This window comes from Baekduia sp., assembly GCF_035318805.1.
GTDB lineage: Bacteria > Actinomycetota > Thermoleophilia > Solirubrobacterales > Solirubrobacteraceae > Baekduia.
Map to the genome: position 1 here is coordinate 108,332 of NZ_DATHDY010000013.1, position 9,861 is coordinate 118,192.

16 protein-coding genes are annotated in these 9,861 nt (G+C 73.9%); 9 read left to right on the forward strand and 7 right to left on the reverse strand.

The window, feature by feature from the left end:
* The first annotated feature begins 54 nt into the window (after window positions 1–54).
* Window positions 55–924, forward strand: a complete 870-nt coding sequence (locus VK501_RS02700) for an IS982 family transposase (protein WP_324334382.1) — start codon at window positions 55–57, stop codon at window positions 922–924.
* A gap of 81 nt (window positions 925–1,005) precedes the next feature.
* Window positions 1,006–2,469 carry an SDR family NAD(P)-dependent oxidoreductase gene (locus VK501_RS02705; protein WP_324334384.1) on the forward strand — a complete coding sequence of 488 codons (1,464 nt, stop codon included), beginning with the start codon at window positions 1,006–1,008 and terminating at the stop codon, window positions 2,467–2,469.
* Window positions 2,470–2,494: 25 nt separating this feature from the next.
* Here the strand turns inward: VK501_RS02705 and VK501_RS02710 are convergent, their stop codons facing one another.
* Both VK501_RS02710 and VK501_RS02715 read right to left on the reverse strand, forming a co-directional pair.
* A complete protein-coding gene (locus VK501_RS02710) occupies window positions 2,495–3,499 on the reverse strand; it encodes an NAD-dependent epimerase/dehydratase family protein (protein ID WP_324334386.1) in 1,005 nt (334 codons plus the stop codon).
* On the reverse strand, window positions 3,496–4,125 hold the full coding sequence (locus tag VK501_RS02715) for an alpha/beta family hydrolase (RefSeq protein WP_324334388.1): 630 nt from the start codon (window positions 4,123–4,125) through the stop codon (window positions 3,496–3,498). Before VK501_RS02715 ends, VK501_RS02710 begins: the two co-directional genes overlap by 4 nt.
* A 48-nt stretch (window positions 4,126–4,173) precedes the next feature.
* Here VK501_RS02715 and VK501_RS02720 point away from each other — a divergent pair, with 48 nt between their 5' ends.
* The gene (locus tag VK501_RS02720) at window positions 4,174–4,578 is read left to right on the forward strand and encodes an RNA-binding S4 domain-containing protein (protein ID WP_324334390.1); all 405 of its coding nucleotides are present in this window, start codon (window positions 4,174–4,176) and stop codon (window positions 4,576–4,578) included.
* A gap of 101 nt (window positions 4,579–4,679) precedes the next feature.
* Here VK501_RS02720 and VK501_RS02725 read toward each other — a convergent pair whose 3' ends face one another.
* The gene (locus tag VK501_RS02725; RefSeq protein ID WP_324334392.1) at window positions 4,680–5,213 is read right to left on the reverse strand and encodes a hypothetical protein; all 534 of its coding nucleotides are present in this window, start codon (window positions 5,211–5,213) and stop codon (window positions 4,680–4,682) included.
* 3 nt (window positions 5,214–5,216) lie between these two features.
* Window positions 5,217–5,828, reverse strand: coding sequence for a hypothetical protein (locus tag VK501_RS02730; RefSeq protein ID WP_324334394.1), 612 nt, complete (start codon window positions 5,826–5,828; stop codon window positions 5,217–5,219).
* A gap of 20 nt (window positions 5,829–5,848) precedes the next feature.
* Between VK501_RS02730 and VK501_RS02735 the strand changes: the two genes are divergently transcribed.
* Complete coding sequence (locus tag VK501_RS02735) at window positions 5,849–6,037, forward strand: hypothetical protein (RefSeq protein WP_324334396.1); 189 nt, start codon at window positions 5,849–5,851, stop codon at window positions 6,035–6,037.
* A 50-nt stretch (window positions 6,038–6,087) separates the two neighbouring features.
* On the opposite strand, the gene VK501_RS02740 is transcribed toward VK501_RS02735, so the two are convergent.
* Window positions 6,088–6,468 carry an FKBP-type peptidyl-prolyl cis-trans isomerase gene (locus VK501_RS02740; RefSeq protein WP_324334397.1) on the reverse strand — a complete coding sequence of 127 codons (381 nt, stop codon included), beginning with the start codon at window positions 6,466–6,468 and terminating at the stop codon, window positions 6,088–6,090.
* A 24-nt stretch (window positions 6,469–6,492) separates the two neighbouring features.
* The gene (locus VK501_RS02745) at window positions 6,493–6,828 is read right to left on the reverse strand and encodes a stress response translation initiation inhibitor YciH (RefSeq protein WP_324334400.1); all 336 of its coding nucleotides are present in this window, start codon (window positions 6,826–6,828) and stop codon (window positions 6,493–6,495) included.
* Between the two features lie 53 nt (window positions 6,829–6,881).
* Here VK501_RS02745 and VK501_RS02750 point away from each other — a divergent pair, with 53 nt between their 5' ends.
* Window positions 6,882–7,334, forward strand: a complete 453-nt coding sequence (locus VK501_RS02750; protein ID WP_324334402.1) for a hypothetical protein — start codon at window positions 6,882–6,884, stop codon at window positions 7,332–7,334.
* Window positions 7,335–7,355: 21 nt separating this feature from the next.
* Here VK501_RS02750 and VK501_RS02755 read toward each other — a convergent pair whose 3' ends face one another.
* Window positions 7,356–7,568, reverse strand: a complete 213-nt coding sequence (locus tag VK501_RS02755) for a hypothetical protein (RefSeq protein ID WP_324334403.1) — start codon at window positions 7,566–7,568, stop codon at window positions 7,356–7,358.
* A 184-nt stretch (window positions 7,569–7,752) separates the two neighbouring features.
* Here VK501_RS02755 and efp point away from each other — a divergent pair, with 184 nt between their 5' ends.
* The 4 genes from efp to VK501_RS02775 all read left to right on the forward strand — a co-directional run.
* Window positions 7,753–8,313 (forward strand): elongation factor P, encoded by a 561-nt coding sequence (gene efp, locus VK501_RS02760; protein ID WP_324334405.1) that lies wholly within the window; start codon window positions 7,753–7,755, stop codon window positions 8,311–8,313.
* 53 nt (window positions 8,314–8,366) lie between these two features.
* Complete coding sequence (locus VK501_RS02765; protein ID WP_324334407.1) at window positions 8,367–8,780, forward strand: transcription antitermination protein NusB; 414 nt, start codon at window positions 8,367–8,369, stop codon at window positions 8,778–8,780.
* A 38-nt stretch (window positions 8,781–8,818) separates the two neighbouring features.
* Window positions 8,819–9,034 carry a hypothetical protein gene (locus VK501_RS02770; protein ID WP_324334410.1) on the forward strand — a complete coding sequence of 72 codons (216 nt, stop codon included), beginning with the start codon at window positions 8,819–8,821 and terminating at the stop codon, window positions 9,032–9,034.
* Between the two features lie 11 nt (window positions 9,035–9,045).
* A partial coding sequence (locus tag VK501_RS02775; RefSeq protein WP_324334412.1) for a farnesyl diphosphate synthase occupies window positions 9,046–9,861 on the forward strand: 816 nt, incomplete at its 3' end.

The window sequence follows — 9,861 nt, forward strand, 5'->3', positions numbered from 1 at the left end:
AACAAGGACGTCGAAGGGTGGCGCTGCTAACGCAACGCCGACCTTGGAGGCCGTGTGCACGCCACCCTCGACGCCCTTACGACTGCACTTTACGTGCAGATCGACGACTTCCTGCCCCGCCGCCGCGGGCCCGGGCATCCGCCGAAGATCACCGACGCCGAGCTGATCTGCCTGGCGGTCTGCCAGATGCTGATGGGGTTGCCCAACGACCGCCAGTTTTTGGCGATCGCCGGCTACCGGCTGGGACACCTGTTTCCCTACCTGCCCAAGCAGCCCGGCTACAACAAGCGCGTGCGGCGACTCGGGCCGAGTATCGCCGCGGCGATCACCCATCTCGCGCAGGTCTCGCCATCGTTTTGCGACAACCTGCGACTGCTCGACAGCACCCCGGTCCCGTGCGGGCAATCGCGCGAGACCGCCAAGCGCAGCGAGCTGGCCGGCAGCACCGGCTACGGCTACTGCGCCAGTCACAGCCGCTACTTCTGGGGCTACCGGCTCTACCTGCTGTGCGCCCCGGACGGCATGCCGATCCGCTTTGAGCTGTTCGCGGCCAACCTCGGCGAACGCGACGCCGCCCGACAGATGCTCTACGGCCTGGACCTGCAGGGCTACACCGTGCTGGCCGACAAGGGCTTCGCCGGCGAGGACTTCGAAGCGTTCATGGCCAGCCTGAACGCCAACTTCGTGCGACCCGACCGCAAGGACGAACCCGTCCGCTACGGCGCGCTGGGCGCGATCCGCCAATGGATCGAATCGGTGTTCTGGACCTGCAAAGGCCAACTGACCCTCGAACGCCACGCCGGACGAACCACGCCCGGCGTCGCTGCCCGCGTCGGTCTGCGACTGCTCGCCCTGTCCGCCGCGCTGTGGCACAACCAGCAGATCGGCCAGCCCGGACGCCACCTCGCCGCCTACGGATACTGACCGCGATACGGAATCAACCATCTAGTGGCCGGTCCGTGGACGGTCTCCGCGCCGAACCGGCGCTCTACAGTGAGGCGCGCGATGACGGTGATCGACGGACAACCCGCGGCGACGACGGACGGCATCGAGCCGGGGCGGCTGGAGGCGGCCCTCGCCGTGCTGGCCGAGGTCGAGCGGCTGCCCGTCGACCATCCCGACGCGGTGGCCGTGCGCCGGGCGACCGGCGGGCTGTTCAAGACCGTCAAGGAGCGCCGGCGGGCCGAGCGGCGCGCCGCCGCACTGGCCGCCGACGCGGCGGTGACGGCCCGCACGGCGACCGGCGCGCCCGGCCGCATCGACGACGAGACGCAAGGCCTGCCGCTGGTGTCGCAGGTCACGGGCGCCAGCGCCGGCACGCTCATCCAGGCGCGCGCCTGCTATGTCTGCAAGCAGCGCTACCACCGCGTCGACGCCTTCTACCACCAGCTGTGCCCCGATTGCGCGGTGCGCCACCACGCCCGCCGCGACGCGCGGACCGACCTGACCGGCCGCCGCGCGCTGCTCACCGGCGGCCGGGCCAAGATCGGCATGTACATCGCCTTGCGCCTGCTGCGCGACGGCGCGTACGCGACCATCACCACGCGCTTCCCGCGCGACGCCGTCCGGCGCTTCACGGCGATGCCCGACAGCGCGCAGTGGCTGCACCGCCTGCGCGTCGTCGGGATCGACCTGCGCAACCCCGCGCAGGTCGAGGCGCTGGCCGACTCCGTGATCGAGCAGGGTCCGCTCGACATCCTCATCAACAACGCCGCGCAGACCGTGCGGCGCTCGGCGCAGGCCTACGCGCAGCTGGTCGCCGCCGAGTCGGCGCCGCTGCCGCCCGGCTCGGTGCCCGAGGTCCTCACGTTCGGCGCGGTGGCCGGCCGGCCCGTGGGCTCCGCGCTGACCGACGCGCCGTCGCCTCACTGGAGCCCGACGCCCGAGGCGCTCACGGCGCTGGCGCTCACCGCCGGGTCGGCGTCGCTTGACCGCATCCACGCGCACAGCGCCATCGACGCCGGCGGCCTGGTGCCCGACCTGCACGACTCCAACAGCTGGATCCAGCGGGTCGACGAGGTCGACGCCATGGAGCTGCTCGAGGTGCAGCTGTGCAACACGACCGCGCCGTTCATCCTCGTCAGCCGCCTGCGCCCGGCGCTGGCCGCGGCGGCCGCACGCCGCACCTACGTGGTCAACGTGTCGGCGATGGAGGGCCAGTTCGCCCGCGGCTACAAGGGGCCGGGCCACCCGCACACCAACATGGCCAAGGCGGCGCTGAACATGCTGACGCGCACCAGCGCGCAGGAGCTGCTGGGCGACGGGATCCTCATGACGAGCGTCGACACCGGGTGGATCACCGACGAGCGCCCGCACCCGACGAAGATGCGGCTGGCCGGCGAGGGCTTCCACGCGCCGCTCGACCTGGTCGACGGCGCCGCCCGCGTCTACGACCCGATCGTGCGCGGCGAGGCGGGGGAGGACCTCTACGGCTGCTTCCTGAAGGACTACGAGCCGGCCGCCTGGTAGCGGCCGTCGGCGCGGCCGCGCCCGGTCAGCCGCGCGCGTGCCAGGACGCCAGCGCGGCGCGCTCCTTGTCGGGATGGAGCCCGTGCGGCGGCAGGTCGGGCCGCTGCGTCGGGACCTTGTCGACCGACAGCAGCCAGTCCCATGTGTCCTGGACGGTGTCGGCCAGCGGCCGGTTCCGGAGCCCGGCGGCGTGGGCGCGCTGCACGCCGGTCGCCAGCATGCCGGCGAACTCGTGGTCGGCCGGCAGCCAGATCGGCAGCTCGCTCCACGGCTCGATGCCCTGCTCGGCGACGAACGCGGCGTCGACGTAGGTGATCTGGGCGTTGGAGCGCGTGACGGCGCGACAGGTCTCCAACAGGCTGCCCATGGTCGCGAAGCCCGAGCGCGAGATGACGTTGAACGGACCGGAGCGCTCCGCGGTGGCGCTGTCGAGCATCCACGCGGCGAGGTCGCGCGCGTCGATGAGCTGCAGCGGCCGGTCGGGCGGTCCGGGGGCCAGCACCTCGCCGCCGCGGTCCAGGCGCAGCAGCCACGCGGGCAGGCGTCCCACGTCCTCGTGCGGGCCGAGGATGAGGCCGGCGCGGGCGAGCAGCGCCCGGTCGCCGAAGGCCTGCTCGACGGCGAGCTCGGCGCCGCGCTTGTCGGCGGCGTAGTCGGTGGACTCGGCGTCGGGCGACGCGTCGACCGTGGGTGCGTCCTCGTCGCCGTCGATCGGCGGCGGCGGGGCGTAGACCGAGCCGCTGGAGACGTACAGGTAGCGCTGGGCGCGGTCGGCGAGGGCGTTGGCGCTGTCGCGGGCCGCGCGCGGCGCGCCCGCCCATGTGTCAGCCACGACGTCCCACTCGCGGGCGGCGAGCGGGGCGAGGTCGGCGACCTCGAGACGGTCGCCGTGCAGGTGCTCGGCCGAGGGATGCGCCCACGCGTGGCGGCCGCGGTTGAACGTGGTCACGTCCCAGCCGCGGCGCACGCCGTCCTCGACGAGCGCACGGCCGACGAACGAGGTGCCGCCGAGCACGAGGAGTCGGGTCATCGCAGGACGGTATCCAGCCAGGCGGCGGCCGCGGACGCCACCGCGCCGGCGTCGGCCTTGAGGCTGTGGTTGCCCTCGACCTCGACGACGGTGCGCTGCGGTCCGTGGGGCGGCATGCCGAACGGGTCGGTCACGCCCTGGACGACGAGTATTGGGACGCGCACGGCGTCGAGCTCGGGTAGCCGCGTCTTCTGCTCGGCCTCGGGCGAGCGGCGCGGCGGGTGCAGCGGGAAGGCGAGGCACAGCACGCCCGCCGCTCCGACCTGCTCCGCGGTGCGGCACGCCACGCGCGCGCCCGCGGACCGGCCGCCGACCAGCAGCGGGAGCCCGGCGAGCGGGCCGTCGCGCAGCTGGGCGATCACCGCCGTCCACGCCGCGTCGAGCTGGCGTGCGGGGGCGGCCGAGCGGCGGCCGGTGACGCGGTAGGGCTGCTCGACCAGGACGGTCGTGACGCCGGCGGCCCGGGCGGCCCCGGCGACGGCCTGCAGGTCCGGCGCCGTGATCGATCCGCCGGCGCCGTGGCCGAGGACGAGCGCGGCGACCGGCGGCCCCGGTGGCGCCTGCACGTGCGCGCGGGCGAGGCCGTGCGGGGTGTCGAGCTCCAGGATGGTGGCGTCGTCGGGCACGCCGTGATCCTCGCAGCCGCCGGCGGCGTTCGTGCGACGATGCCGTCCATGGCGGACGCTTCGGCACCGGTGCGCGTGGACAAATGGCTGTGGGCCGCGCGGTTGGTGAAGACGCGCTCGCTCGGCGCCGAGGCGGTCAAGGGCGGCCGGGTCCACGTCAACGGCCGCGCCATCAAGCCGAGCAAGGACGTCAAGGCCGGCGACCGGCTGGAGCTGACGACCGGGCCGGTGCGGATCGCCGTGATCGTGCGCGGGACGGCCGAGCGCCGGGGGCCCGCGTCGGAGGCCGCGCTGCTCTACGACGAGACCGCCGAGAGCCGGGAGGGCCGCGAGGCCTACGCCGCCCAGCGTCGCCTGGAGGCCGCGGCCGGCACCGACCGCGGCGGCCGGCCCACCAAGCGCGACCGCCGCCGCTTCGAGCAGACCGACGGCACGCCGCGGCGCTCGCGCTGACCGGGGGGACCGGGGGGACTGTCCCCCTCCGATCGGGTGGGGGACTGTCCCCCCGCTGATCGGGTGGGGGACTGTCCCCCCGCTGATCGGGTGGCCGGCGCTCAGGCCGGCGGAGGTCCGGCGGCCCGCTCGAGGCGCTGCACGGCGCCGGCGAACGCCTCGGTCGCCGCCGCGATCTCGGCCTCGGACGGCGTCGCGCCGAGCGCGTGCAGGCCGCGCAGCGCCTCGACGTAGCCCGCGAACGCCGCCGCGACCGCGGGCGGCGTGCGCTCCCGCAGCCAGCCGGCCAGCGCGTCGCTGCGGTGAAGCGCCGCGCGCCAGGTCGCGTCGATCGCTCCCGCCAGCTCCTGCACCTCGGTCTCGGCGACGAGGCGCTCGCGGGCGACCTGCGCGGCGCGCGCCTCGGCGACCGAGCGGCGGATGCGGTCGGCCGGCGCGGCGGCGTCGTCGGCGTCGGCAGCCTCCCGGCGCAGCAGCGCCGCGACCAGCTGCTGCTGGGCGGCGGTCGCGCCCGGCGAGACCTCCACGGCGGCCAGCGCGCGGATGAGCGCCAAGCGCTCACGCGCCGCCTCGGCGAAGGCCGCCTGCACGTTGACGAGCGCGTCGGCGAAGGCGGTGAGGTCGTCGTCGGCCATCGCTCAGCGCACCGCGATCTCGCCGCCCAGCGCGAACGGCGGCACGAGCTCGATGCGGTCCCCGCTCCAGAACCGGCCGGGGTCGTACCAGGAGGCGGGGCGGCGCCGGGGCAGCAGGCCCATGTGCTGCAACGTGGTCGCCACGAGCTCGGCGCAGTAGACGGTCTCCAGCGACGAGTCGCGCCGGCGCAGGCGGCCGGTCAGCCACTGGCGTGCGAGGCCCGGCGTGGTCGGGAACGGGCGGCCGTCGAACCGGTCGATGGTCTCCATGAGCCGGTCCTCGTGCTCGCGCTGCAGCGTGCCCTCCAGGTGGCGCACCCACGCGCGCTGGCCGTACTTCTGCCCCCACGTGGCGACCGCATCGGCCAGGAGGTGCAGCTGCACGCCGCGCTGGCGCTCGCCGGTCCACACGTCGGGCAGCGACCGGCCCAGCTCGGCGTGCCACAGCAGCGGCGGGAGATCGTCGATCGCCACGACCATCCCCACGTGGTTGACCGGGCTGTTGGTGACGGTCTGGATCGCCCGGTCGGCGAACGAGTGGCCGCGGAAGAGCCACACGTCGCCGGTCGCCGCGGTGGCGATCGCGTCGTCGAGGCGCAGGACCGATCCGTGCATCGGCCCTAACCTACGGGCCGATGCCGATGCGATGGAAGCTCGTCGGGCTCGCCGGGCTGGCGGGCGTCGCCGCCACGGGCGTGGTGGTCGCGCGCAAGCGCCGCAGCGCGGTCGAGCTCCCGCCCGACGCGCTGCGCGAGCGCCTGCACCGCCGGCTGGCCGAGGTGCCGGGCGCGACGCAGCCCACCTCGGCGTCGAGGGACGACTGAACCGCGACTATCGCGGTTGCGTCGTCCCTCGACGCCCGGGACCGTCCTGGCTAGCGGACGCCGACGAGGTCCACGACGAAGACGAGCGTCTCGTCGGGACCGATGACGCCACCGGCGCCGCGCTTGCCGTAGGCGAGCGCCGGCGGGATCGTGATCCGGCGCCGGCCGCCGACCTTCATCCCGGCCACGCCTTGGTCCCAGCCCGGGATGACCTGCCCCTTGCCGAGACCGAACTTGAACGTGTCGCCCCGATCCCAGGAGGCGTCGAACTGCCGGCCGGTCGCCCAGGACACGCCGACATAATGCACTTCGACGACGCGGCCGGACGTGGCCTCGTCGCCCTCGCCGACGGTGATGTCCTCCAGCTCGAGCTGGTAGGACGGCGGCTGGTCGGACGGGACCTCGACGGTGGGCTTCTCGTTGGCGCTCATGGAACGGGACGCTAGATGATCGGCTCAGCCGCCCGACAGCACGACGTCGTACCCGTCGGCCCGCAGCAGCTCGACGGCGGCGTCGCGGTGGTCGCCCTGCAGCTCGATGATCCCGTCCTTGGCCGAGCCGCCGACGCCGCAGCGCTTCTTCAGCCGGCCGGCGAGCACCTTCAGCCCGTCGTCGTCGAGCGGGACGTTCGACACCGTCGTGACGGCCTTGCCGCGGCGCCCGGCGGTCTCGCGCCGCACCTTCACGCGCCCACCGCCCTCCAGCCGCGCCTTGACCGTCGGGTCCCGCGCCTTGCGCAGGTCCCCGTCGGTGCTCGACCAGACGACCTTCGTGTCACCCCGCTTCGCCATGACGAGGACGTTAGTGGGCCACTGGTCGGCGAACGCTTGGGATACTCCCGGCCGTGACCGCGTTCGTGACCGCCGGAGCGGGGTTCCTGCTGGCGGTCCTGTGGTTCGACCTGATGTTCGACGTGCAGGTCGTCGGTCATCGCGAGCGCGACCTGCCCGAGGACGTCCTCGCGTCGATCAGCGGCTATTACGCGCGGGTCACCACCGCCGCCCGCCCGATGAACCGGCTCGTCGCCGCCGTGATGCTCGCCACCGTCGCCGCGATCGTCGTGCAGATCGCGCGGGACGACGATCCGGCCTGGGCCGCCTGGGTCTCACTGGTCCTCGCCGCCGCGGCGATCCTGCTCGCCGCGACCCACACGCTGCCCAACGCCGTCCGCCTCGGCTCCGCCGCCGGCGCCCGGGACCTCCTCAGCCGGCGGGCCCGGGCCGTCTTCCGCGACCACGTGCTCTCCGCCACGGCGATCGCGGCCCTGCTCGTGGTCCAGCTGGCGACCTACCCCTAGTCGCGACAGCGACACAGTCTCCTACCGCGCCGATCCCCGCGGGCGGCGCGTCAGCATCCCCGCGCGCTCGAGCATGAAGCGCGCCTCGCGCTGATGGAGCTCGACGTCGGCCAGGCGATCGGCGAGGCGGCGGGCGCCGCTCTCGGCCCGGCGCTCGCTCTGTCGCAGGGCGAGCCTCGCCTCCATGATGTCGGTGGCGTTGGCGTCGTCGATGGGGTGGCGTCGTGAAGTCATGAGGCCACGGTGCCGCGGAGCGCTCAGCGTCTTCTCAGGGACATGTTCGGATCGTGTAAGGACGCCGGTCGCAGCGACGCGCTCCGGCCGGACGGCCATCGGCGGCCGCGCGCGCCTACCATCTAGGCGGCGCACCCGCCCGGGCGCCCGCACGCGTCCGTCCCCAAGCCAAGGCCCGCTCCACTTGATCAGCACCAACCAACTCAAGAACGGCAACCACATCGAGGTCGACGGAACGATCTTCAAGGTGGTCGAGTTCCAGCACGTCAAGCCCGGGAAGGGCCCCGCGTTCGTCCGCACGAAGCTGCGCCGGGTGCGCGACGGCAACATCATCGACAAGACCTTCCGCGCCGGGGAGAAGTTCCGCTCCGTCCGCACCGAGGCCCGCAAGATGACGTTCCTCTACGGCGACGGCACCGACGCGCACTTCATGGACGCCGAGACGTTCGAGCAGACCGCGATCCCCGAGGCGGCGCTGGCCGACAAGCTGCGCTGGACCAAGGCCAACGAGACGGTCGACCTGCTGTTCATCGACGACGAGCCCGCCGACATCCAGCTGCCGTCCTCGGTCGAGCTGGAGATCACGTTCACCGAGCCGGGCGTGCGCGGCGACACCGCGTCGGGCGGCGGCAACAAGCCCGCCACGGTCGAGACCGGCGCCGAGATCCAGGTCCCGCTGTTCGTCAACGTCGGCGACCGCGTCAAGGTCCAGACGGAGACCGGCGAGTACATGTCGCGGGCCTGAGGCGCCCTGGGCGTCGGGGTGCCGGTGGCGCCCTGACGCTACGCTGGCCGCGGATGTCTCGCCGTACCGACCAGCGCCGCGCCGCCGCGTTCGCCCTCTACCAGCACGAGCTCACGTCGCGCGAGCTGGACGACGTCTTCGAGCGTGACGCGACCGAGTTCACGCGCGCGCTCGCCTACGCCGCCTCGGACTACACGGCCGACCTCGACGCCGTCCTCGAGCGCCACGCCAAGGGCTGGTCGGTCGACCGGATCGCGCCGCTGGAGAAGGCGATCATGCGCATCGCGCTCCTGGAGATGCTGCACCCCGACGCGGCGCCGAGCGACACGCCGATCCCGCCGGAGGGCGCCATCGACGAGGCCGTCGAGACCGCCAAGGAGTACTGCGGCGCCGACGCGCCCGGCTTCGTCAACGGCATCCTCGCCGCGGCCCTGCGCGAGCAGCGCGCGGCCGCCGGCGGCGCCTGAGCCGCCCCCCGGTCCCCGCGCTTGGCAGAATGGTCGCCGTGACCGCCGACGACACCGCCGCCCAGCTCGACGCGCTCGTGACGCGCCTGGAGCGCACCGCCGAGCAGTTGCGGTCAGGAGACGTCTCGCCGGACGCCGCCGCCACGCTGGTCGAGGACGCCGCGTCGCTGGCCTCCCAGGCCTCCGCGGAGCTCGACCGCCTCTCCCGCGTCGCCGCGGCCGAGCCCATGCCGGGCCAGGACCCGCTGCTCTGAGCGGCACGGTCGTGACCTATCCGGACCATCTCCGGACGCAGGTCGACTCCTATCTGGAGGCGTTGCGCTTCCCGAGCCGCGCGCCGCGGACGGCGGGCCTCGAGGAGGCCATGCGCTACAGCCTGCTCGCGGGCGGGAAGCGCATCCGCCCGGTGCTCGCCCTCGCCACGGCGACGGCCGTCGGGCTCGATCGCGAGCGCGTGCTCCCGCTCGCCGCCGCGCTGGAGCTGATCCACACCTACTCGCTCATCCACGACGACCTGCCGGCGATGGACGACGACACGCTGCGGCGCGGACGGCCGACGCTGCACGTCGTCTACGGCGACGGCATCGCCATCCTCGCGGGCGACGGCCTCCACGCCGAAGCGTTCGCGCTGCTCGCGCGCGAGCCGGCGTCGGACGATCCCGACCTGAACCGCCGCAAGCTGCAAGTGATCGAGATGGTCGGCGAAGCCGCGGGCGCGGCCGGCATGGTCGGCGGCCAGGCGATTGATCTGCAGGCCGCAGGACAGGCGCCGCGCCACCCGATCACGCTCGACGCCGACGGCCTGCGCGCCATGCACGCGCTCAAGACCGGCGCGCTGATTCGCGCGTCGGCGGTCAGCGGCGCCATCATGGCCGGCGCAGACGCTCCGCTTGTCGCGGCGATCGACAAGTACGCCGGCGAGGTCGGTCTCGCCTTCCAGATCGTCGACGACATCCTCGACGTCGAAGGCGACCCGGCGTCGCTCGGCAAGACTGCGGGCAAGGATGCCGCGTCCGAGAAGCCGACCTACCCGTCGCTGTTCGGCCTCGATCGTTCGCGCGCGCTGGCGGCAGAGTGCCTG